A 22,472-nucleotide genomic window follows, 5' to 3' on the forward strand; every position below is an offset into this window, starting at 1 on the left:
AAGGGCAGGGTCGACGGCGGTCCCCTGCTGTGCGGTCGAACTGGCCTAGGCGCTCCGAACGGCCCGGACCGCGACGCCCGCCCACTGCGCTGCGAGATCGTCCAGGGAGAGGTCGAGGGCACCGGCCAGGGCCGCCACCACTCCGAATGCGGGGCTCGGCAACCGGCCGGTCTCGATCTTCCGCAGAGTTTCCGGGGAGATGCCGGCCCGCGCGGCGACCTCGTTCAGTGATCGCGTGCTGCGTGCGCTGCGCAGGGTCGCGCCCAGGCGCCGACCCGCCTCGATCTGTTCGGGGGTGAGCGGCAGGCGAACCATCATCATCAACTTCCTCCAGTAACGAGCAATGCGGTATTATTATACCGACATGATCGAACTACACACCCCCTCCGAAATCGAGCAGATGCGCGCAGCGGGCGCCTTCGTTCGAGACACTCTATCCGCGCTGTCGGCTCAAGCAGCGGTCGGGGTGAACCTGCTCGACCTCGAACTCGCCGCGCGAAAGGCGGTCGCTGAACGCGGAGCAGTCTCGTGCTACTGGGACTATGCGCCGTCATTCGGCAACGGCCCGTTTCGAAACGTCATCTGCCTCTCCGTGAACGACGCCGCACAACACGGGCTCCCCCACGACTACCGGCTGCGCGACGGCGATGTCCTGAGCCTGGACTTCGCCGTCTCGGTGGACGGCTGGGTGGCCGATGCCGCCGTCACCGTCATCGTCGGGCGACCCGACCCCGACGACGTGATCCTGATTCGCTCGACCCAGGAGGCCCTCGCCGCCGGGATCGCCGCGGCCCACCCCGGTAACCGCATGGGGGACGTTTCCGCGGCGATCGGCGCCGTCGCGGCCCAGTACGGCTACCCCGTCAACCACGAATTCGGCGGGCATGGCGTCGGACGGACCATGCACGGGGACCTCTTCATCTGCAACGACGGCCGCCCCGGCCGCGGTTTCCCCATCCGCCCCGGGCTCGTCTTCGCACTCGAACCCTGGTGGGCGAAGACGACGTCGCGCATCCGCATGGACCCCGACGGCTGGACCGTCCGATCCGCCGACGGCAGCCGAGCCGCACACACCGAGCACACCATCGCCATCACCGAGGATGGCCCACTCCTGTTGACCGCCTGACCCTGTTCCGTCAGTCGGTCGATGCCGCACCGGCGTTGTAGGTAATGGCGTCGAGGTTGTATTCGAGGTAGGCGAACTCGCCCTGGGGAGCGGCGGCATGCCAGCGGCCTTCCCCGTGGGCAGGGAGCCGGCGGGTACCGAACACGCGATAGTCACCCACCGGCGTCGACCACGGTTGGGGCGTGAAGGTCGACCCGTCGGGTGAAGTACTCATCCGGTCGTCCGAGCGGAAGTCGACGAGGTCTCCGTTGCGGAAGGTCAGGTCGGCACTCACCGTCTGTGCACCGTTCGTGAACACGCCCCGGACATGGGTGTCGTCGACCTCCTGCCAGACGATCGGGGCGTCGACGAGTGCCGCAGGGGCCAGGATACACAGGTCGTTGAACAGGGTCACGGTCTCGGCGCGGTCCATCTCGGGCCCCGCGGCGTTCACCATCCGCAGTACGGAGCACAGCTTGACGCGCATCGTGGCGGACCGGTCGACGAAGACGTGCAGCACGTCGACCGGCAGGCCGAACATTGTGGCGTCCATCCAGAACAACCGGCTGGGCGTGCGGCCGTAGGTGTTGACCTGCTCGCCCGTGTACGTCATCCAGCGTGACGTCGCGCTGGCGCGAATCCGGCCGTGGATGGTTGCCCGCAGGGATGAGACCCGGGGCTGGCCGACGGCGCCGGAGCGGCGGACGTGCTCGGCGACCGGCGCCGGGAGTCGCGCCAGATCGGCCTCCGTCACCACCGCTCCTGCGCCGGGCACGGATGCACGCAGCGCGGTCGCGACCCGACGCCGGTACTCGGCACGGTAGCTTCCCGGTCCCTGTGCGGCGAGCTCGTATCCCAGCGCCACGAGGAGCACGAGGTTGGCCAGCGTTCCCGCCCGGGCATCGCTCCACGACGTCAGGATCACGGTCTGGGAGATCAGGAGGCCGGCGATTCCGGCGACCCACCACATCCGTGCGCGGGCCGCGAACAGCGCTCCGGTCGTGACGAGCGCAATCGCGGCGGCCAGCCAGACCACACCGAGTTCCGGTTCGATCGGCTCGGTCAGCGTCGTCACCGGGGCCCAGTCCAGACCCTTGGCGGCGCCGAGCAGGTGGATCAATCCGTGTGCGATCAGGATGACCACGACGAACCACCGAACAAGGGTCCTGGTCATGCGCGGGCTGCCGTTCCGAAGCGGGCGAGGACAAGATCGACAGCCGACCGCGCGTAGCCGGCTTCGATCGGTGCGCCGGTGATCAGGAGGCTGAAATACACGGGCCCGGCGAGCGCGTTCAGAACGAAGTCGATATCGGTGTCGGCGGACAACTCGCCCGAGGCGATTCCGCGTCGGACGGCCGCACGCCACTCGAGTTGGTTGGGCCGGATGATCAACTCGCGATAGCTGGTCGCGAGCTCGGGATCGGTGGCCATCTCGGCCACCAGGCCGGGCAGCACCCGGCCCAGCGGAGTCCGGGTCAGGATGTCGATCAGCTGTTCGGTCAGGAACAGCAGATCGCCGGCTGCACTGCCGGTCTCGCTGTTCCGTGCCGGACGCATCTGGGTCACCATCGCCTCGACGACGAGCTGGGACTTCTGCGCCCACCGCCGATAGAGGGCGGGCTTGCTCACGCCGGCCCTCCGGGCGACGTCTGTAACTGTCAGGCGGGCGTAGCCGACCTCGGCGAGCAATTCGATCGTGGCGGCCAGAATCGACCGATCCATGCCCGGATCGCGCGGGCGACCCACGTCGCTGCCGCGACCGCCTGGCCGGCGCGGCGCCACCAGTGAATCCGACATCAGAACCGCCTCTCGATTACGTTCCGCTTAGTAACGTAACAGGAGTTATCGAGTTACGCAACGCTGCGTTACGGAAATCACCGGAACGTACACCGAGAGGCCCGAGCTGACCGTGTGGCGGCAAGCCCTCCGCGAGTTCTTGACACGGCGGCGATCGGCCAGCATATTGCTCTCTGAGGCGACAGCACGCCGCGACGATGGGAGATCCCGATGACCGGCCGCGTCCATATCGACTTGTTCACCACGCTCGACGGGGTCTCCCAGGCCCCCGGGGGCCCCGACGAGGACACCGACGGCGGGTTCAGGTTCGGCGGCTGGCAGGCGCCCCTGATCGACGAAGCCGATGGCGCCCAGATAATCGCGGGAATCCAGGCCATGGATGCCCTGCTTCTGGGGCGGCGCACGTATGACATTTTCGCCGGGTATTGGCCGCACCAGCTCGACGGGCCTGAGTCCGAAATCGCGCGCAAATTCGACGCGATCCCCAAATACGTCGCATCCCGAGGCGCGCCGGACCTCTCCTGGCGCGACTCGCATCTGCTCGGTCGCGACCTCGCGGTGGAGCTGGCCGTGTTGCGCGAGCGGCACGAGGACATCCACGTGATCGGCAGCATCGACTTCGCCCGCACTCTTGTCGCCGGTGACCTGTTCGACCAGCTGAACCTCTGGGTGTACCCGATCGTGCTCGGTGCGGGCAAGCGCCTCTTCCCGCCGGAGGGGCCGCCCGCGTCCCTCGAGCTGATCGCCGCGGGGACTCCGTCCCCGGCGGGCACGATTCTGCTGCGGTACGGTCCTAAAGGCTCCACCCCGGATACGGGCGACATGACCTGACGGGATCCCGGTATCGTCGACGAGATGACGGAAGAGTCGACTCAGCCGCAACCCTTCACCTACCGCGCCTCGGATGAAGAACTCGAGGATCTCCGCGTGCGTTTGCGCGCCACGCGCTGGCCCGATGAGCCGCAGGGTGCCGGGTGGTCCCTCGGTGGGAATCTGGAATCGCTCCAGGAACTTGTCGCCTACTGGCTCGACGACTTCGACTGGCGGGCGCAGGAGGCACAGCTCGCGCGGCTCCCCCGGTTCACGGCCTCGATCGGCGGGCTCGGCATCCACTTCGTGCATGCCCGTGCGGCCGGTGAATCTCAGAACGTGCTGCCGCTGATCCTCAACCACGGCTGGCCCGACTCGTTCTGGCGCTATTCCCAGGTGATCCCGCTGCTCACTGACCCGGGCGCACACGGGGCCGATCCGGCCGATGCCTTCGATGTCGTCGTTCCCGACATGCCCGGGTTCGGCTTCTCGGACCGGCCCGCAGGCCTGCCTCTCGACTCCCCCGCGGTGGCCGGGCTCTGGGCCGAACTCATGCGGACCCTAGGCTACGGTCGGTTCGGAACCGCCGGCGGGGACATCGGCAGTCACGTCAGCCGCTATCTCGCGCTCGACCATCCAGAAAACGTCGTCGCCGTGCACCGAATGGATGCCGGGCTTCCTGTTTTCGACGGAGACCCCGCGACCCTCTCCCCTGCGGAACGCACCTGGTTCGACAGCGTTGCCGCCTGGGGCGTGGATGAGGGTGCGTACGGGGCGATCCACAGATCGAAACCGCAAACGGCGGCCTTCGGCCTGACGGATTCCCCGGTCGGCCTCGCCGCGTGGATTGTGGAGAAGATGCGCTCGTGGAGTGACTCCGCCGATGGCGAGGCCTTCACGAAGGACGAGATCCTGACCAACGTCATGATCTTCTGGTTGACGGGCACCATCGGTTCCTCCATGCGGATGTATCACGCGAACGCCGACATCCCCCGCTCACGGGTGACCCGCCGGGTCGAGGTGCCCTCCGGGTTCTCCATCTTCGGCGGCGACATCGTGCGCCCGCCACGCGAGTGGATGGACCGCATGGCCAATGTCGTGTACCTCAGCGAACCCGTCCGCGGCGGTCACTTCGCGCCGTTCGAGCAACCCGAGCAGTACGCGGAAGAATTGCGGACCTTCTTTCGACCGTTCCGTCCCTCGACGATGTGATCCGGTCAGCGCATTGGCCGCTGTGACTCACCGGGCCTGGTCCCCGCCCTGTGCCGGGGCGCCGGCCTCCTGGCGGTCCTCGATCGACCGGAGTATCCAGGCGCCGGCGATCAGGAGCACGCCCAGCGGAAGCACGAGGTCGCTCAACGGCCCGCCGAAGTAGACGACGAAGTCTCTCAGAAAGGTCGAATCACCCTGGATCGTCTGGGTCCAGGTGGAGACATTCATCTGGAAGATGACACCGACTGCAGCGAACACGAGCCCGAGCACGAGGGCGGTCCGAGACGTGAACCGCAGCGGCCAGGTCGGCGTGTCTTCCGGGTCCTCGTGTCGATCGCTCCTGGTGACCACTGATGTGTCCGCCAAAGCGCGCACTATCAGGGACGCGACCATCAGGGCCATTCCCAGTGGAAGCACGACGCCCTGGAAGAGCACTCCCGCGAACTGCACCAGGTCACTCGACAGCCAGCCCAGGTTCAGGGGTCCGTACAGCGTCGAGTACAGCAGTCTCACCGTGACGAGCCCGAGAACGGTGAGAACCACGCTGATCCAGAATCCTCGGACGGGAGTCAGCGCGCGGACCAGCGTCGGTTCGCTCACAGTCCGCGCTGCCCTTTTTCGACGTCCGCTTGAAACTGAGTGAACGCTCGGGCGAGCTCCGGGTTCGACCCGTTCAGATCGCGGGCCGCCGCATTCAAGCGCGTTCGCGACGACAAGAGATAGAAGGCGGCGAGGATCACAACCGCCAGGCCCAGTCCCCCACCCGCTATGAGCACAATCATCAAGCCACCTGCAGTCATGATGAATCCTTCCCCGATTCCCAAACCACTGTCTGTACAGCATCACACAAAAAGCCGGTCAAAACTGTTAAATTCTGAAGGTGAGGATGCGCGGGCTAGGCAAGTGCCGAAGGGGTCTCGGTCTGGCGGACGAGTGAGGCCAGCTCGGCGCGGTTCACGGCTCCCAGCTTGCGGAGCACGTTCGCGACATGGAACTTCACCGTGTTCTCGCTGATCGACAGGGCATCCGCGATCGCGCGGTTGCGCGCCCCCGTGGCGACGAGGTCGAGCACGCCCTGCTCACGTGTCGTCAGCCCCCATCCGGATGCGGGCGCAATGGCTGACGAGGGCGGGTCGAGGGGCAGGGAGACGGAGATGTCCGAGCCCCAGCCGGGCATGGCATCCACATGGAAGTCGCCGTCGAGGGACGCCACCCGGGCGACCAGCTGGCGCACGCTCGGCGTCTCAGCGGAGAGGTCGCCCGGGCCGTCGTCACGGATGTTGATCAGCAGGTTGTGGCCGTCGCAGTCCCACTGCACCCGCACGCGGGCGACCCCGGGCTGATCGACCAGGGCGAGCACCGCGCCGCGCACGATCGCGCGTCCGGCGTGGGCGACCTCGCCCGGCAACGCGCGGCCGTTCACGGGTGGCTCGATGAACTGCACGTCGAGGTCCCCGAAGCGGGCCAGGGGCCTCAGGTCGTTTCTGAGCCGTTCGAACGCGCGGGCGACCGGCTCCTCGGACAACAAGCGGTCGCGGTCGCTCACCGCGCGCAGCTGCACCATGGCGGCAACGGCCAGGTCGATCGCCGTCTGGCGTGCGGCCGCGTCACCGGTCTGCCGTGAACGCAGGACCGCGAGGAGCAGTTCGAGCGTTGTGGAGTGGGCATCGGTCAGTTCCGCAATGAGCGTGGCTCGGTCTCGCGATGCCATCCGCGAATCGCGCAGGTAGTCCGGCGCGGCCGCGACGACCTGGGTGCGGATGCCCGACGCGACCAGGTCCCAGAGTGCAGCGACGAGGTCCCGCGTTTCCCGGACTCCGGTCGGGGTCACCCCGGTCAGGTCGGGGTCGGTCAGGACCAGAAGGGCGCCCGTCGATGCGATCCAGGCCGACATCGCCCGGTCGGATCGGGCCAGCATCGCCGATTCGTTCCACACCGATCCGCCCCGCAGGGCAACGGCATCGCGGAGGACATCGAGCTCCGCGATCGTGACGTGGTCGATGACCTCCGCCTGGCCCGCCTTCTTCTGGGGGCGCCCCGTGCAGTCCTCGGTGAAGATCACCAGGGCGCCGTGCGGAATGCGCCCCTGCAGCAGGTCGGAAAAGGCTCCCGCAATGCCGAGTAGCGGGCTCTCGAGCACCTGCCGGAGCTCGAGGAGCAACTCGACCGAGGGGGAAATACTCGCTTCTGCCATATCCCCACCCTACTCAGAGTGCGGGACGCTACCCGAACGGGTAGGCGCATCCGCTCGTTCGGGTGGCCTCGTCTGCGGCGGGTGGCGCGCACGATGGGGCAATGACCTATTCCACGACATCCGCTCGCACGGCAGACTCCCTCCGCAGCATTTCGGGCGAAGTCCAGGGCGTCGTGGACCGGCTGGCACGCGAATCAGGGGACGATCTGGACCGTGCGGCCGACCGGGTTCGCGCCGCGGAACGCGTCTTCGTCCTCGGCGCGGGCCGATCTGGCCTGGCCCTGCGGATGACGGCGATGCGCCTTATGCACCTGGGCCTTGCCGTGCACGTCGTGGGTGACGCGACCACCCCGGCGATCACCGAACACGACGTCCTCGTGGTCGCAAGCGGTTCGGGCACAACGACTGGCATCGTCCGCGCCGCGTCCACCGCGGCAGGGGTCGGAGCGGGCGTCGTCGCGATCACCACCGACCGCACCTCTCCTCTCGGCGAGCTCGCCGATGTGGTCATCGTGATCCCGGCCGCAACCAAGCAGGACCATGCCGGGCTGATCTCGGCGCAGTACTCCGGCGGACTCTTCGAGCAGTCGCTGGTTCTCGTCGGCGACGCCCTCTTCGACGCCCTCTGGAAAGACTCCGGTGCCACTGCGGAAGAGCTGTGGCCCCGGCACGCGAACCTCGAATAGACCCCCTCATGCTTCCCTGCCCGCGACCGCGGCCAGCAGGGTGAAACCAGCACAACCGAAGTAAGGAATCAGCAATGAAACTGCAGGTCGCCATGGACGTCATCACACTGGACGCCGCCCTCACTCTTGCCGCACAGGTCGCGCCGCACGTCGACATCATCGAACTCGGCACCCCGCTCATCAAGGCCGAAGGATTGCGTGCCGTCACCGCGATCAAGAAGGCGCACCCGGATAAGCTCGTGTTCGCCGACCTGAAGACGATGGATGCCGGCGAGCTCGAGGCCGACATCGCGTTCACCGCCGGGGCCGACTACGTTACCGTTCTGGGGACGGCCGGAGACAGCACGATCATCGGAGCCGTCAAGGCCGCCACCGCTCACGGCAAGGGAATCGTCGTCGACCTGATCGGCGTCGCCGACAAGGTGACCCGGGCACGTGAGGTCACCGCGATGGGTGCCGTGTTCGTCGAGATGCACGCGGGACTCGACGAGCAGGCCGAGCCCGGCTTCACTTTCCAGACCCTTCTGGACGACGGCGAGGCCTCAAAGGTTCCCTTCTCAGTCGCCGGTGGGGTCAATCTCACTTCGATCAAGGGTGTGCAGCGCGCGGGTGCGACCGTGGCGGTTGCCGGTGGCGCCATCTACGGCGCCGCAGACCCTGCGGCAGCGGCCGAGGAACTGCGCGCCGCAATCATCTAGGACCCCGCGCCTCGTGAGGCCCCGCGCGAGCCACCGAGGGTTCATGCAGCCAGCGGTGGCAGCATGGGGCCAACGACGCGGTCACCACCGCGTTCACGACAGAAGGAAGCCCGATGACGATCATCAAGATCAACGCGATTACTGTCCCCGCCGACAACGGCGACGAGCTGGCTCGCCGGTTCGCCGCCCGAGCAGGGGCCGTCGACGACGCCCCGGGCTTCGAGGGCTTCGAGCTGCTGCAGCCCACCGACGACCGCAGCACCTGGCTGGTCATCACTCGCTGGGCCGATGAGGAGTCCTTCCAGGCCTGGTCCACGTCTCCCGCCTTCGCGCACGGCCACCGCAGCGAGGCACCGCAGGACGGGAAGCCCACTGCACGCCCGGTCGGCGTGAGCAGCGAGCTGTGGTCCTACGCCGTTGCCGGTGGTTCCAACAGCTGAGAGCACCTTTCGACTGCGAGCCTCGTTGCTCGTGTCCGCTAGTCCTGCGGCCAGGTCGCGCGAAGCGTGAGGATCGCCTCGTCGAGTTGAACGCCGTTGGCGACTGCCGCGCGCGCCAGTTCCCTCGCAGCTTTCATGACGGACGCGGGCGGGGTGGCAACGGAACCGCTGACCCGCGTGCCAGCACCCGCGCGCGAGACCACGAGACCATCCTCTTCGAGGAACTTGTAGGCCTTGGCGACCGTTCCCGATGCGACGCCCAGGTCCCTGGCGAGCTGCCGAACGGAAGGCAGCCGCTCCCCGCCTGCGAGGGTACCCGCAAGAATTCGGCTGCGCATTTGTCGGTGAATCTGCTCTGAGGGCAGCCCGGGACCTTCAAAGCTCAGGAATGCCACTGCTCGGACCGCTCAGTGCCTGCACCCGCATTCGCATTCGCATTCGCATTCGCATTCGCATTCGCATTCGCATTCGCGGGAGCGGTGCTGGGCGTTTCGACGGCTGAGGAGACCCGGATACGCCGGGTGAATACGGGGAGCATGATCAGCGCGAGGCCGAGCCCCTCGACGACGAAGCCGGCCGCCCAGAGCGGCATCGCGATCGCCTCAAGGGGCGACCCGACTTTCACATCGCCGACACCGGGGAAGGTCGTCCCGATATACATCCGTCCCGCGAAACCAATGGATGTCCACGCGAGCCCGAGGGTGACGAGGAGTGCACCGGAGCTCAAGCTCAGCACGGTTCGGGTCTGCAGCCGTCGAAGCTGGATGTCCACGGCGCGTGCAGCCCGCTTCGCCACCGTCGGGCGGACAATCGACCACAGGGCCAGGAGGGTGAGGACCATCAGTACCCCGAGTGCGCAGAGCAGCGGCACCCCGTAGAACCAGCCCAGGAAGTCGCCTCGGGCACTCGCCGACCCGAGGTTGATGATCAGGATGGAATAGCGGCCCTCGTCATCGGGACTGGAGACGAGCCCGGCGAGGACCACCGTCAGAACGAGAGCGACCGCGAACACCAGCCAGGCCACGAGCCACCAGGGTGAGCCGAAGGATCCGAGATTGCGTGGTTGCAGGTCCATCTCGGCGGTAAGCACCCGGCCCGCGCCAACGGAGCGAGAGGGAAGCAGGACGAGGACGAGGATCGCCGCTGCGGCGATGGACACGGGAAGAATCCGAGGCAGCCAATTCGGTGAATAGTCCGGTGCACCCCCGAACCATCCACTGAATGGGCCGACCCACAGAAGATCGACGAGGAAGAATCCGGCGACTGTCCCCGCCACGAGCCTCGCGCGGCGGACGTGCGTTGCAGCCGCAGGCTCCCAGCCGGACTGTCCAGCAGTCTCCAACGCGTGGGGGCTCTGGTCACGGACATCCGCCCGGACGCCGTGCAGCAGGATGCCGAGCGGCACGATGGTCGCCGTCACCAGCGGCAGAAGGGTGTAGAAGAACCACATGCGAAGAACCATCTGACGCCCACCCCTGCCGTCGCCCACCAGACAAACTTGTATCAAAAATGACGATACATTCAACGGCCTGGCCGGTCAAGGGCTCGACTAGAACAGAACGAGACCGGCTGTACACCTTCGGGTGCAGAATGGCGGCATGGGAAATTCCGTGGTGCATTTCGAGCTCATCGGCCCCGATCCGGCACGGTTGCGCAAATTCTATTCGGCGCTCTTCGGGTGGGATGCACCCGCAGGAGCCCCGGTCGCTCCCGCGATCTCGGCATCCGCTGACTATTCCTTCATCAACCCGGAACCCGGCTGGGGACCGGCGGCCGGCGGAATCGGCGGGGGCGCAGGATTCACCCCGCACGCGATCTTCTACGTCGGCGTCGAGAGCGTGAGCGATGCGCTCCGGGCCGCGCAGGAACTGGGCGGAACCGTCGTTCTCGGACCGCAGCGCAACGAGGGCGGCGGAATCACCGTCGGGCATTTCCGGGACCCCGCAGGAAACCTGGTCGGCGTCGCCGGCCCCGTGTGAGTTCTCGCGGACGACTGCGAGTCTCCGGAGAGGCCATGGACCCCGGACCTGGTCAGTTGACCCGAAACCCCGGCATTCGCGCCCGACGTCTCCGCACGCTGAAGGTGATGGCGAGGGTCGGCAGCACGGTCACCACCAGGACCAGCCAGATCCAACCGAAGATGAGGAACCCCGTGTACACGGCCGCAGTGCTCTCCGCGGACCGGACTGATGATTCGGTGACGGCACCGACGCGGCCGGGGTTTCCGAACCGTTCGACGACCACCTGGTCGCCGTCGTAGGTGACGAGGAAATCCTGCGACTGCGGGAATTCCTTGGAGGGCGGGAAGCCGATGTTCATCGGCCCTCCCAGCCTCTGCACGGACCCAGCGAGTGCACCAGGAGCATCGTCGGGGAGGACGGCCGTGTAGAAGCCGTTCATCTCGGGCAGTGCGCTGACGTTTTCGGCTTCCAGGAATGTTCCGGTCACGAGCGCCGAGCGCCCAAGGAGCCTGTGCTGGTCGTCGACGACGTGCGCACCCGCCGAGGCGATGCTCGTCCAGATGACCAGCCCGATCAGGGCGAGGGGTAGGAGCACACCGAACGCGAGCCAGAACGGCCAGCCGGGTGCCGGCCGCCGTGGTGGACGCTGGATGCGTTGAGCTGTCGGTCCTTGTGGCATGGCCATCTAATTCCCCCGCCGGTCAGAAGGAGTTTAGCGGTGCACCGGGGAAGGCCGTCAGACCAGGGTCTCCGTCAGGAACCGCGACACGTCCGCGAGTTCTTCGGCCGAGATCGAGTGCGGCAGCCCGGCGTAGACCTTTTCGGTCAGGGCGGTGTGACCGGGGAGCCAGGCGCTGGCCCGTGCGGTCGTCTCCGCTGAGATGACCCGGTCGGCATCCCCGTGGCCGAAGAACACGGGCGTGTGGACGGCCGCAAGCGCCTCGTCACCCGGGAGCGTTGCATCGAGGGTGAATCCGGAAAGCACCACGCCGGCGGGGAACCGGCCAGGCGCCTGCCGGAGAAGCTGGGTGGCCATGAGGCCACCCTGGGAGAAACCGAGGGGAACGACCGGTGTGCCCGGGTGCACGTTGGCGTCCAGCCACGCGAGCACGGCATCCGCTGCCTCAATGACGGGCTCTGCGCTCGGCCGACCGGGAACGGTGATCGGGAACCAGGCGAAACCGCCGGTCGGCAGGCCGAGCGGCGCGCGCAGCGATACCCAGTCGAAGCCGTCGGGCAGGTAGGCGACGAGGCTCGGCAGGTCGCCCTCGTGCGAACCGTACCCGTGCAGGAGCAGCAGGAGCGGGCGGCCCGACGGGAGCGCGGGGTCGATACCGTCGCGGCGAGCCGTGATTTCGATGGCGGGGCTCATGCCGAGGCCTCGCCTACGGTCAGGGTGACGCGGGTCTTCCAGGGGTCGTCGACGCGGATGCTGCTGCCTGTGTCTTCGAGGGGAATCGCACGGTGACGGAGGCGTTCCGCCACGGCATCGAGATCGGCGCGGCCGGGCACGGTGATCGCCACGTCGGCGAGGCCGAGGGTCGCGGCACGCGGACCTGCGCCGCCGCTGTTCCAGACGTTCATCGCCATGTGGTGGTGGTAGCCGCCTGCGCTCACGAACAGCGCCCCGGGGAGGTCGAGGGTCGTCTCGAAGCCGAGGGCGTCGACGTAGAAGCGCCGGGCCATCTCGAGGTCGCCGACCTGGAGGTGGACATGGCCGACCGTGGCCGGACCGACGGCGGCCTCTCCCCCGTCGGCGGGCAGGTTCTGCTGCAGGAAAGCATTCGGATCGAGGGCAAGCGTGTCCATCTGGACCTGCCCGTTCGTGTAGACCCACTCCGACCGGTCCCTGTCGACGTAGAGCTCGATCCCATTGCCCTCGGGGTCGGTGAAGTAGAAGGCGTTGCTGACGATGTGGTCGGCGCTGCCGACGAAGCTCGAGCGCTGGTCACGGGCGGCCTGAAGCACGGTCGCGGCGAGGCCGGCGCTCGTGTCGAACAGGATGGCGGTGTGGAAGAGTCCGGCCTGGTTGCGGGCCGGAACCGGCAGTCCGGGGGTGTGCTCGAGCACCACGAGCGGGGTGGTGCCGCGGCCGAGCACGACCGACGTCCCGTGCGCACTGATTGGGTCGAGCGCCAGCGCCTCCCGGTAGTAGGAGGACATCAACGCGAGGTCGCCGACTCGCAGCGTGACGGCATCCATGCCGGTCGTCGCCGCGAGGAGGTCACCGGCGGCGGCCCGGGATCCGGTCAGGTCAGTGGTCAATGTCATGTTCGTCTCCTGCAGTCGCGTCGGGCTCACTCGTCATGCTCAACCCGCTTAGTTGAACCGACAACCAATATCCTAGCAGATTACTTGAAGCGTCAAGTAATCTTTCTTGACAACTCGAAGAATTGACGGGTGGCACTCAGCGTCACATTCACGTGTGAAAGTCCGGGTCACATACACAAAATTAAGTGAGTAAGTCTCGCATTCATTTTCGATTCGGGGTAGAATCGGGGTATGGCAGGAGCTACGGATCCACAGTCACATCCCCCGCAGTCAGACGATCTGATCGCGGGGAATCAGCCCACACCGATGGGCCTCGCCTCCACCGAGTCGTCGGCTGAGTCGTCGGTCGGATCTTTGGATGGGCAGGTCGAGTCGGCTCATCCGGTTGCGATTGCTGAGGGTTTCGAGGGTGCTGAGGGGCTGGCCGGGGCGGTTGCGTCGGTGCATGCGGATGCTGTCGCCCGGCTCGCTGAAGCGCGTTCGGTTTTGGTGGAGGCGTTGGCGGCGATCCCGGTCGGGTTGCTCAGCGATGCGGAAGCGGTCACGGCGCTGAAGGAAGTCGAGGCGATTGGCCGGACGGTGGATGCGGCCCGGGTCAATACGGCGACGGATGTGGACCGGCGGGCGCGGGTGCTCGGCCGGGACGGGCTGGCCTGGAAGATGGGCTGCAAGGGCCCCTGGGACGTCCTGACCCGGGTGACCCGGGTCTCGGCCCGGGAAGTGAAACGGCGCACGAAACTCGGCGACGCGGTGCTTCCCCGCCGGGCAGGCCTGACTGTATTGCCGCCACTGTTCCCCGTGGTCGGGGCCGCCCTCACCGCGGGGGACATCGGTGTCGAAGCAGCGGAACTGATCACGACGGGGCTCGGGTTGGTCAGCCACCGGGCAGTCCCGGCGGAGGTAGAGGTCGCCGAACGGGCCCTGGTCGCCATCGCGGCCGGATGGATCACCCCGGAGACCGAGATCCTCGCCGGCGCCGGGGTCCCCGCGGCCGCGGATCTGATCCGCGGCATGGTGCTCCAGTGGCAGGCCTTCCTCGACCCCGACGGCGTCCTGCCACAGGAGGACCTGTTCGAGGCGAAATCGAACATCGGCTTCGGCCAACTCAAGAACGGGTTGTATCCGGTGAAGGGCGGCGTGACGCCGGAACTGTTCGGAATGATGAACACCCTCTTCGACGCCTTCCTCAGCTTCCACGCCCGGCCCGCATTCCCCACCGAGGAAGAACAGGCCCTGATGGATTCCGGGCAAATGATCCCCGGCGCCGAAACCGCCGGCGACGACGACAGCGACGCCGGCACCGGCCCGGAGCTGGACGTGATCGAAGCCGAGCTCCGGGAACGCCGCCAGGACACCCGCACCAGCGGGGAGAAACGCGCCGACATCCTCCGCGCCCTGTTCGAACACGCCGCCCGCGACCAGGACACGCCATCGATGGGCGGGTCCGCTCCCACGGTGATGGTGCACGTCAACGCCGCCGACCTCGCGTCGGGGGTCGGCGTCGGGTGGATCGACGGGGTCGAAGCCCCCGTGTCGCTCAAGACGGTGCACCAGCGCATCTGCGACGGCGGCTTCCAAGGGGTGTTATTCGGCGAGAACAACCAGGTCCTCAAGCTCGGCCCCGAACGACGCTACTTCAACCGGGCCCAGCGGCGGGCGATCACCGCCCGGGACGGCGGGTGCATCATCCCCGGCTGCGAAGCCCCCGCGCACTGGGCCGAAGTGCACCACGTGAAGCCCTGGGCGAAAGACGGACCCACGAACGTCGACAACGGGGTCCTCCTCTGCTGGTTCCATCACCACACCATCGACACATCGGGGTGGGAAATCCGCATGGTGAAAGGCTCACCCCAAGTGCGGGCACCCGGACTGATCGACCCGCAACGACTCTGGCGGCCACCGAACCGGCACCGCGCCCACCAGGTCCTGACCGGACCACCCAACCGCGACTGACCGAGGCCGAACCCCGCCTCACCGTCGTCTTCCCTGACGCGCCGTTCCGGTTCGTCGGGGGCTCGACCCGACGCCGCTCAGGCGGCGTTGAGAGCGTTGACGAGCGCTGGGATCGCCGGAATCAACTGGTCAAGATTCGACTCCGTCGAGGTATTCGTCGACAGCCGCAGCCAGTTGACTCCATCGAAAACGTCGAAGGTATAGCCGCCACCCTCATTCGGAATCCGGATCACACCGTCGACTCCGGGAACTGACACCTTCTCGGCGCCGGTCGTCCGCGCGATATCCACCTGCGCCCAGGCCCCACCGGGCAACGCGATGGCGCTAAAGGATCCAATCTGGCCTTCCGGTATCGGCGACTGCGACCAGCCGCATGCGAATGCGCCTGTGGTCGTTTTGGCCGCGAAACGTCCCTCTGAGCCCTCGGTACCCTCTGAGTCATTGGACCTGACAGTGAGTCCGGGGCTGGAGACAGCGTGCGTGATGTCTGCAGCGGTCGATAGTGCTGCGCAGTCCTCACGCGTCCAGGCGCCGCTGGGCGTTGCCACCACCTCCGGGGCACCCGCCGCTTGTGCGCGACCCGAGAACGTGGCGACAAGCTTTGTCGCTGCGTTGCGGGCGTCCTCGTTAACGGTTCCGACTGCCGTATAGACGTCAGCACTGAGCCAATATCCCGCCACAGTAGCGCTGATACGGCATGCCCCCGACTCCGCAGAACCAGCCACGTCGGCTCCATAGCAGGCGATCTGGTCCACCGTGTCGGTCGGTACCGATGCAGCGGCCACCACTATGGCACTGAGATAGGCCGACGTGGGGCTCTCCTTCTCGGACCACTGGCAGTCGATGCCACCACGCGCGGGCACCACGGCATAGTAGGGATTCACCGCTAGTGAACTCGCCCTGGCAGCCGCCCAACTGGTCACGTCCGCACCAACGGCCGCACGCACCTCGTCCACAGTGAAAACTGCGGCGCAATCGCCGCCGAAGACAGCGGCCGGGCGGGTCTGCCCGGGCGGCGCGGTCGCAGGCGTCGAAGTCTTGGTCGTCAGGTCCGTCGCCGGGACGGAGGCGGGCGCGGCCGGCGCTGGGCCCGCGCAACCGGCGAGCAGAACCAGCCCTGTCAAAGCCACAACACACGCGGCCAAACGTGAACGAGTACGCATGTCCATCTCCCCCATGATTTCGGCGCCGCAGCGCCCCCGCTCCGAAATCCAGCACAACTGAGGTGCTCCGAAGTCCCATTTTCGATCCTAGTGCCGAAGTCCGGCAACGGATAGGCAGGTCAGGGCCGAGAATCAGACTCTATTCCGTGGCAATCGGATGGCCGGGGACGGCAGGCCGAGAGAGAGGCGCAGGCGCCTCTCTCGCCTCGAGCAGACGGCGCAGGCGCGCCTTGGTCAGGTTCGTCCGGACGATCCAGCGGATGTCCGGGTCGGCGACCGCGCGCATCCGCTCGAAGGCCGCGAGGCCGGGCCCGGGGTCTGCGGCAATCGCGACGCTCCAGCAGTATCCGAGCGCCTGCCTCAGGGTGCGCACCCCCGGATCGCGACGCCCGTCAGCCGGCAGCGCCGCGATCCACTCCGTGCAGTTCAGGCAGGCGGCGAGCGCCGCCGCACAGGCCTGCGGGCTCTTCAGGAGGCGCGGCTCACAGATTCCGGCGATCGCGGCACGGCGAACCAGCGGGCTCGGATCCGCGCTCCACTCCGTCACCAGGGCGAGCATGAGGGCGGGGTCGGCATCGCCGACGATTTGCAGGGCCCGCGCGGCGGCCTCTCTCACCCGCCAGAGCGGGTCGCCGGCGCGCTCGCGCAACAGCAGGCGCAGTGTCGGGTTCGCTGGTTGCTCGAGCGCGAGCCGGCCGACTGCCTCCGTGCCGCAGAATCGCAGGTATTCGTCGTCCGATTCGGCCAGGCGCAGAATCGTGGCGCTGTCCGCGGTCACCGCGAAGGCGTCTGCAAGTTCGAGGTTGCCCCGGGGGCCCGGCAGCCCGGAATGCTCGGTCAGGTAGGCGTCAAGCCCGTCATCCGGTAGATCCCGCAGCTGGGCCACCAACTCGTTCTTCACCCTCCTGACTCTGCCACGATGCCGTCCCGCGTGTGCCGAATTCAGGAGTCGAGTCTCGGGATCCGGGGTCGACCCGCTGACCAGTGCCGCTCATCCGCCGGTGCCCTGCGCGCGCAGGGTCGACTCCTGAATTCGGAGCAGGCTAGCGGCCCGCGAATAGCCGGGACAGGAAGCCGCCGGACGGCTGTTCGTTTTCGTGCCCGGGGCAGCGCTGTGACTTCGGCACGCCGCGCATGACCTGGTCGACATGCTGGCCACAGCCGGCCCAGGTGGTCTTTCCGCAGGTCTTGCAGGTCTTCGCGTGGCACATCGGCAGCTCCTTCGTGGGTTGAAGCACCCACTATACCCCCTAGGGTATTGAGGTCTGCACGATCCCCGGTATCCCGCGGGTGTAGTGTCGGATTCAGCCCCCCAATTACCCATGGGGGTATATGCCGGGTTGGCCGAATCGCCGTCCTGGCCGACGAAAGGCACCCCCATGAAGATCGTTGTCGTAGGCGGGGTCGCAGCCGGCGCATCCGTCGCCGCCCGCGCCCGCCGTTTGGACGAGTTCGCAGAGATCGTCGTGCTGGAGCGAGGCCATCATGTCTCCTTCGCGAATTGCGGACTGCCGTACCACGTCGGCGAAGTGATAGCGGATCGCAGCCGCCTGCTGCTGCAGACACCGGAGAGCCTGCGCGAGTCCCTCGACATCGATGTCCGGGTCGGACACGAGGTGCTGCGGATCGACCGCGCCGCGAAGACGGTGACCGTACGCGAGGTCGACGGCGGACGCAGCTACGAGGAACCTTATGACGAACTGGCGCTCTGCACGGGCGCCGAACCGCTCCGTCCACCCCTGCCGGGGATCGACCTGCCCGGCGTGCACGTGTTGCGCCGGATCGGCGACATGGACGCAATCAAGGCCCAACTGGATGCCGCGATCGCCCTGGCCGCGACGGGCGCCCGCGGCCCGGTGCGCACCGTCGTGATCGGCGCGGGCTACATCGGCCTCGAGATGGCCGAAAACCTCAAGCACCGCGGCGCCCTCGTCGACGTCGTCGAGATGAGCGACCAGATCCTGCCGCCCCTTGACCACGAGATGTCCGTCCCGGTCGAACACCACCTCCGCAGCCGCGGCATCACCCTGCACCTCTCGACCGCGGCCGCGGCCTTCGCCGCCCGGCCCGACGGCGGTCTGAACGTGGAACTCACCGACTCGACGGTGCTTGCAGCCGACTTGGTGATCCTCTCCGCCGGGGTGCGCCCGAACACCACGCTCGCGAAGGAGGCCGGGCTCGAGCTCGGCGCCCGCGGCGGCATCACGGTCGATACGCACATGCGCACCTCAGACCCGCACATCTGGGCGGCCGGCGACTCCGTCGAAACTCCGCACACCGTGCTGCCGGGCCGCTGGCTCGCCCCGCTCGCCGGACCGGCGAACCGGGAAGCCCGCGTCGCCGCCGAGAACATCTGCGGCCGCAGCACCGAATACCGCTCGACCCAGGGCACCTCGATCGTGAAGATCTTCGACATGGTCGCCGGCGGAACGGGCGCGACCGAGCGGCAGCTCCTCGCCGCCGAGGTGCCGTACCGGGCCGTGCACGTGCACCCCTCCGGCCACGCCGGCTACTACCCCGGCACCGCGATGATGCAGCTCAAGGTGCTCTTCGCCCCCGACACCGGGCGCATCCTCGGCGCGCAGGCCGCCGGTTTCGACGGTGTCGACAAGCGCCTCGATGTGCTCGCCACCGCCCTCCGCGCCGGCCAGACCGTCTACGACCTCGAGGAGCTCGAGCTCGCCTATGCTCCCCCGTTCGGCTCCGCGAAGGACCCGGTGAACATGGCCGGCTTCGTCGCGAGCAACGTGCTCCGCGGCGACCTCACCCTCTGGTACGCCCAGGACTACCCGGCAGCGACCGCCGGGGCGCGGCTCATCGACGTGCGCACCCCGGAGGAATTCTCGATCTGGCACCTGCCGGGCGCCGAGAACGTGCCGCTCGGCAGCATCCGCCTCGAATGCGAGCTCTGGGACCGCACCGGTCCGCTGCGGCTGTACTGCGCGGTCGGGTTCCGCAGCTACCTCGCCTACCGGGCGCTCGTGCAACGCGGCTTCACGGATGTCGCCACCCTCTCCGGCGGTTCGGACACCTTCCGGTCGTGGCACGAGGTCGAGCCCGAAAGCGACGAGCCCCCGCTGCCGATGACCGCATACGCTGAAGCCGCCGAGTTCACGGCCGCAGCGGCCAAGGCCGCCGCCCAGGCCGCCGTGCTCGCCAACGGCACCGGCGTGCAGGTCGATCTCGACTGCTCCGGCCTCGCCTGCCCCGGTCCGATCATGAAGCTCTCCGAGAAGATGAAGACGCTGGATGCCGGCGACGAGGTGGTCGTGCACGTGTCCGACCCCGGGTTCGCCAGTGACGCTCCCGCCTGGGCCAGGCGGAACGGGCACGAGCTCGTCGCCATCTCGCCGGAGGGCCCTGGCTACGTCGCGACCATGCGGAAGGGCGGGGCCGCTCTGGCCAGCCGGCCGGTGGCATCCGTTCTCGTCGCGGGACAGCAGGCACCCCGGAACACCTCGAACAAGACCTCGTTCGTGGTCTTCTCCGGCGACCTCGACAAGGTGCTCGCCGCCTTCATCATCGCCAACGGGGCGATCGCGATGGGCGAAGAGGTCTCGATGTTCTTCACGTTCTGGGGGCTCAACTCCCTGCGCCGCACGGACCCGCCCAAGCGGGAACGCAAGCTGATGGACAAGATGTTCGCCACCATGATGCCCTCGAGTGCGGGCAGTATGCCGCTATCACAGATGAACATGCTCGGCGCCGGAGCTGCGCTGATCAAGAAGGTGATGCGGGACAATTCGGTCTCGTCGTTGCCCGACCTCATCACGTCCGCGCAGGCCGGAGGGGCACGCCTGATCGCGTGCACGATGACGATGGACCTGCTCGGAATCGCGCCGACCGACCTGATGGACGGCGTCGAGCTCGGCGGTGTCGCGACCTTCCTCGGGGAGGCGGCCGAGTCCACCACCACACTGTTCATCTGATCGGGTCCAGACACACATCCGCCCGGCCAGCCGGAACAGGCTGACCGGGCGGGTGCCCGCTGCTACAGGATGAAGAGCATCTCCTGGTAGGTCGGGAGCGGCCACAGGTCGTCTGCGACGATTTCTTCGAGGGTGTCCGCGGCCGCGCGCACCGCTGACATCGCCGGAAGCAGCGCGTCGCGGGCGTGCTCGGCCTCGCTGAGTGCGGTCTCTTCCGATTCGCCGGCCAGCGCATTGCGCAGCACGGCGAGCGCGGAGCGGAGCGCAGCGATCGGGGCGGAGACCTCGCTCAGTGCGGCGTGATCGGGCTCGACCCCGACGGCCGTGAGGGCGCCGATGTTGAGCGCGAGCTCGGTCTGGTGGCGCACGGCCGCGGGGAGGATGACCGTCGCCCCCATCTCGAGCGTGAGGCGGGCCTCGACGCCGATCGTGAGCGCGTACTGTTCGAGGCCGATCTCGTAGCGGCTGTGCATCTCGCGGTGGTTGAAGACCTTGTACTTGTCGAACAGGTCCATGGCCGACTCCGTGATGAGTTCCGGGAGGGCGTCGAGGGTCGTGCGCAGGTTCGCGAGCCCGCGCTTCTCGGCCTCGATCGGCCAGGCGTCCGAGTAGCCGTCGCCGTTGAACACGACGGCGCCGTGGTCGGTGATGATCTGGGTGAGCAGGCTCTGCACGGCCGTGTCGAAGTCGGCGCCGCTGGCGACGGCGGCCTCGAGCTCGGTCGCCGCGTAGTCGAGGGACTCGGCCATGATCGTGTTGATCGTGACCATCGGACCGGCGACGGTCTGCATCGAGCCGGGGGCGCGGAACTCGAACCGGTTTCCGGTGAACGCGAAGGGGCTCGTGCGGTTGCGGTCGCCCGGGTCGGTCGGCAGCACGGGAAGCGTGTCGACGCCGATCACCATGGAACCCTTGTCCTTGGACGAGGTTGCCGGGCCCTGGGCGATCTGCTCGAAGACGTCGGCGAGCTGGTCGCCGAGGAAGATCGAGATGATCGCCGGCGGGGCCTCGTTGGCGCCGAGGCGGTGGTCGTTGGTCGCCGAGGCGACGGAGGCACGGAGAAGCCCGGCGTACTTGTGCACCGCGCGGATGACGGCGGCACAGAACACCAGGAACTGGGCGTTGTCGTGCGGGTTGTCACCCGGGACGAGCAGGCTGCCGAGCTCGTTGTTGCCGAGCGAGAAGTTGACGTGCTTCCCCGAGCCGTTGACACCCTGGAAGGGCTTCTCGTGGAACAGGCAGGCCATGCCGTGCTTCTTGGCGACGGACTTGAAGGTCGTCATCAGCAGCTGCTGGTGGTCTGCGGCGATGTTGCCGCGCTCGAACATCGGCGCGATCTCGAACTGGCCGGGGGCGACCTCGTTGTGCCGGGTCTTCGCGGGGATCCCGAGCTTGAAGAGCTCCCGCTCGGTGTCCATCATGAAGCCGAGTACCCGCTCGGGGATGGCGCCGAAGTAGTGGTCGTCGAACTCCTGGCCCTTGGGCGGCTTGGCGCCGAACAGGGTACGGCCGGAGTTGAGCAGGTCGGGACGGGCGAGGAAGAAGTGCCGGTCGACGAGGAAGTACTCCTGCTCCGGGCCGCAGAACGAGACGACGCGGGCGGGATCGACGTGCCCGAAGAGGCGCAGGATGCGTTCGGCGTGTTCGCCCATCGCCTGCTGCGAGCGCAGCAGCGGGGTCTTGTGGTCGAGCGCTTCACCGGTCATCGAGACGAAGACCGTCGGGATGCAGAGGGTGTTTCCGTTCGGGTTCTCGAGCACGTATGCCGGGCTCGTCACGTCCCAACCGGTGTATCCGCGGGCCTCGAAGGTGTTGCGCAGGCCGCCGTTGGGGAAGCTCGATGCGTCGGGCTCGCCCTGCACGAGGGTCTTGCCCGCGAACTCGGCGAGCGCCGTCCCGTCGCCGACGGGCTCGAAGAAGCTGTCGTGCTTTTCCGCGGTCAACCCGGTGAGCGGGTAGAAGACGTGGGCGTAGTGGGTCGCACCCTTTTCAAGCGCCCAGTCCTTCATGGCGGATGCGACGGCATCCGCGACGAGGGGATCGAGCCTGGCACCGTGCTCGATCGTGGCCATCACGGATTTGTAGACAGATTTCGGCAGCCGCTTCTGCATGACGACCTTGCTGAAGACGTTTTCGCCGAAGATCTCTCCCGGCGTCTCGGCCGCTGTGTAGCTCGGGGCCGGAGGAACATAGGCCCTTACGTCCCTGATCGCCTGACGGCGGGCGCTGTTTCCACTCATGAATACCCCTTTG

At 67.6% G+C, this 22,472-nt stretch carries 24 protein-coding genes; 9 read left to right on the forward strand and 15 right to left on the reverse strand.

The features are described 5' to 3' along the window. Positions 1–45: 45 nt before the first annotated feature. Entirely contained in the window at positions 46–315 is a 270-nt protein-coding gene (locus tag E3O44_RS16810) for a helix-turn-helix domain-containing protein (protein ID WP_134536035.1), read from the reverse strand. A gap of 49 nt (positions 316–364) precedes the next feature. On the opposite strand from E3O44_RS16810, the gene map reads away from it, so the two are divergent. Further along, positions 365–1,126, forward strand: coding sequence for a type I methionyl aminopeptidase (gene map / locus E3O44_RS16815; RefSeq protein WP_134535945.1), 762 nt, complete (start codon positions 365–367; stop codon positions 1,124–1,126). A 10-nt stretch (positions 1,127–1,136) separates the two neighbouring features. Here map and E3O44_RS16820 read toward each other — a convergent pair whose 3' ends face one another. After that, entirely contained in the window at positions 1,137–2,279 is a 1,143-nt protein-coding gene (locus tag E3O44_RS16820) for a DUF6544 family protein (RefSeq protein ID WP_134535946.1), read from the reverse strand. Continuing rightward, positions 2,276–2,902, reverse strand: a complete 627-nt coding sequence (locus E3O44_RS16825) for a TetR/AcrR family transcriptional regulator (protein WP_134535948.1) — start codon at positions 2,900–2,902, stop codon at positions 2,276–2,278. The genes E3O44_RS16820 and E3O44_RS16825 overlap by 4 nt, the downstream gene beginning before the upstream one ends. Positions 2,903–3,112: 210 nt before the next feature. Here E3O44_RS16825 and E3O44_RS16830 point away from each other — a divergent pair, with 210 nt between their 5' ends. Then, positions 3,113–3,733 (forward strand): dihydrofolate reductase family protein, encoded by a 621-nt coding sequence (locus E3O44_RS16830; RefSeq protein ID WP_134535950.1) that lies wholly within the window; start codon positions 3,113–3,115, stop codon positions 3,731–3,733. 24 nt (positions 3,734–3,757) lie between these two features. Beyond that, positions 3,758–4,924 (forward strand): epoxide hydrolase family protein, encoded by a 1,167-nt coding sequence (locus E3O44_RS16835; RefSeq protein ID WP_134535952.1) that lies wholly within the window; start codon positions 3,758–3,760, stop codon positions 4,922–4,924. A gap of 27 nt (positions 4,925–4,951) precedes the next feature. Here the strand turns inward: E3O44_RS16835 and E3O44_RS16840 are convergent, their stop codons facing one another. From E3O44_RS16840 to E3O44_RS16850, 3 genes are all read right to left on the reverse strand, one after another. Further along, entirely contained in the window at positions 4,952–5,467 is a 516-nt protein-coding gene (locus E3O44_RS16840; RefSeq protein ID WP_134535954.1) for a hypothetical protein, read from the reverse strand. A 53-nt stretch (positions 5,468–5,520) separates the two neighbouring features. Continuing rightward, positions 5,521–5,724 carry a hypothetical protein gene (locus tag E3O44_RS16845; RefSeq protein WP_134535956.1) on the reverse strand — a complete coding sequence of 68 codons (204 nt, stop codon included), beginning with the start codon at positions 5,722–5,724 and terminating at the stop codon, positions 5,521–5,523. A gap of 95 nt (positions 5,725–5,819) precedes the next feature. After that, positions 5,820–7,118: a LuxR C-terminal-related transcriptional regulator gene (locus tag E3O44_RS16850; protein ID WP_134535958.1), complete on the reverse strand. Its 1,299-nt coding sequence runs from the start codon at positions 7,116–7,118 to the stop codon at positions 5,820–5,822. A gap of 101 nt (positions 7,119–7,219) precedes the next feature. Here E3O44_RS16850 and hxlB point away from each other — a divergent pair, with 101 nt between their 5' ends. The 3 genes from hxlB to E3O44_RS16865 all read left to right on the forward strand — a co-directional run bounded on the left by hxlB (position 7,220) and on the right by E3O44_RS16865 (position 8,942). Beyond that, positions 7,220–7,804 (forward strand): 6-phospho-3-hexuloisomerase, encoded by a 585-nt coding sequence (hxlB, locus tag E3O44_RS16855; RefSeq protein ID WP_134535960.1) that lies wholly within the window; start codon positions 7,220–7,222, stop codon positions 7,802–7,804. Between the two features lie 74 nt (positions 7,805–7,878). Further along, a complete protein-coding gene (gene hxlA, locus E3O44_RS16860; RefSeq protein ID WP_134535961.1) occupies positions 7,879–8,502 on the forward strand; it encodes a 3-hexulose-6-phosphate synthase in 624 nt (207 codons plus the stop codon). 113 nt (positions 8,503–8,615) lie between these two features. Next, a complete protein-coding gene (locus E3O44_RS16865) occupies positions 8,616–8,942 on the forward strand; it encodes an antibiotic biosynthesis monooxygenase family protein (protein ID WP_134535963.1) in 327 nt (108 codons plus the stop codon). A 38-nt stretch (positions 8,943–8,980) separates the two neighbouring features. On the opposite strand, the gene E3O44_RS16870 is transcribed toward E3O44_RS16865, so the two are convergent. Both E3O44_RS16870 and E3O44_RS16875 read right to left on the reverse strand, forming a co-directional pair. After that, positions 8,981–9,337 (reverse strand): GntR family transcriptional regulator, encoded by a 357-nt coding sequence (locus tag E3O44_RS16870; protein ID WP_338144748.1) that lies wholly within the window; start codon positions 9,335–9,337, stop codon positions 8,981–8,983. Continuing rightward, positions 9,325–10,404 carry a hypothetical protein gene (locus E3O44_RS16875; protein WP_134535966.1) on the reverse strand — a complete coding sequence of 360 codons (1,080 nt, stop codon included), beginning with the start codon at positions 10,402–10,404 and terminating at the stop codon, positions 9,325–9,327. The genes E3O44_RS16870 and E3O44_RS16875 overlap by 13 nt, the downstream gene beginning before the upstream one ends. Positions 10,405–10,540: 136 nt before the next feature. Between E3O44_RS16875 and E3O44_RS16880 the strand changes: the two genes are divergently transcribed. Beyond that, positions 10,541–10,921 (forward strand): VOC family protein, encoded by a 381-nt coding sequence (locus E3O44_RS16880; protein ID WP_134535968.1) that lies wholly within the window; start codon positions 10,541–10,543, stop codon positions 10,919–10,921. 52 nt (positions 10,922–10,973) lie between these two features. Here E3O44_RS16880 and E3O44_RS16885 read toward each other — a convergent pair whose 3' ends face one another. Genes E3O44_RS16885 through E3O44_RS16895 form a run of 3 tightly spaced genes read right to left on the reverse strand, consistent with a single transcriptional unit; the run spans position 10,974 to position 13,174 of the window. Then, on the reverse strand, positions 10,974–11,588 hold the full coding sequence (locus E3O44_RS16885) for a hypothetical protein (RefSeq protein ID WP_134535970.1): 615 nt from the start codon (positions 11,586–11,588) through the stop codon (positions 10,974–10,976). A 51-nt stretch (positions 11,589–11,639) separates the two neighbouring features. After that, positions 11,640–12,275: an alpha/beta hydrolase gene (locus E3O44_RS16890; RefSeq protein ID WP_134535972.1), complete on the reverse strand. Its 636-nt coding sequence runs from the start codon at positions 12,273–12,275 to the stop codon at positions 11,640–11,642. Next, a complete protein-coding gene (locus E3O44_RS16895) occupies positions 12,272–13,174 on the reverse strand; it encodes a VOC family protein (protein ID WP_134535974.1) in 903 nt (300 codons plus the stop codon). The genes E3O44_RS16890 and E3O44_RS16895 overlap by 4 nt, the downstream gene beginning before the upstream one ends. Before the next feature lie 231 nt (positions 13,175–13,405). Between E3O44_RS16895 and E3O44_RS16900 the strand changes: the two genes are divergently transcribed. Beyond that, positions 13,406–15,127 carry an HNH endonuclease signature motif containing protein gene (locus tag E3O44_RS16900; protein ID WP_134535976.1) on the forward strand — a complete coding sequence of 574 codons (1,722 nt, stop codon included), beginning with the start codon at positions 13,406–13,408 and terminating at the stop codon, positions 15,125–15,127. Between the two features lie 77 nt (positions 15,128–15,204). On the opposite strand, the gene E3O44_RS16905 is transcribed toward E3O44_RS16900, so the two are convergent. The 3 genes from E3O44_RS16905 to E3O44_RS16915 all read right to left on the reverse strand — a co-directional run bounded on the left by E3O44_RS16905 (position 15,205) and on the right by E3O44_RS16915 (position 17,501). After that, the gene (locus E3O44_RS16905) at positions 15,205–16,296 is read right to left on the reverse strand and encodes a hypothetical protein (RefSeq protein ID WP_134535978.1); all 1,092 of its coding nucleotides are present in this window, start codon (positions 16,294–16,296) and stop codon (positions 15,205–15,207) included. 133 nt (positions 16,297–16,429) lie between these two features. Further along, positions 16,430–17,191: a HEAT repeat domain-containing protein gene (locus E3O44_RS16910; RefSeq protein ID WP_174775099.1), complete on the reverse strand. Its 762-nt coding sequence runs from the start codon at positions 17,189–17,191 to the stop codon at positions 16,430–16,432. A gap of 142 nt (positions 17,192–17,333) precedes the next feature. Continuing rightward, on the reverse strand, positions 17,334–17,501 hold the full coding sequence (locus E3O44_RS16915) for a hypothetical protein (RefSeq protein WP_134535980.1): 168 nt from the start codon (positions 17,499–17,501) through the stop codon (positions 17,334–17,336). Positions 17,502–17,669: 168 nt separating this feature from the next. Here E3O44_RS16915 and E3O44_RS16920 point away from each other — a divergent pair, with 168 nt between their 5' ends. Then, a complete protein-coding gene (locus E3O44_RS16920; RefSeq protein ID WP_134535982.1) occupies positions 17,670–20,219 on the forward strand; it encodes an FAD-dependent oxidoreductase in 2,550 nt (849 codons plus the stop codon). A gap of 62 nt (positions 20,220–20,281) precedes the next feature. Here E3O44_RS16920 and E3O44_RS16925 read toward each other — a convergent pair whose 3' ends face one another. After that, the gene (locus tag E3O44_RS16925; protein ID WP_134535984.1) at positions 20,282–22,459 is read right to left on the reverse strand and encodes a glutamine synthetase III family protein; all 2,178 of its coding nucleotides are present in this window, start codon (positions 22,457–22,459) and stop codon (positions 20,282–20,284) included. Positions 22,460–22,472 lie beyond the last annotated feature (13 nt).

Origin of the sequence: Cryobacterium algoricola (assembly GCF_004402485.1) — a bacterium.
Lineage (GTDB): Bacteria > Actinomycetota > Actinomycetes > Actinomycetales > Microbacteriaceae > Cryobacterium > Cryobacterium algoricola.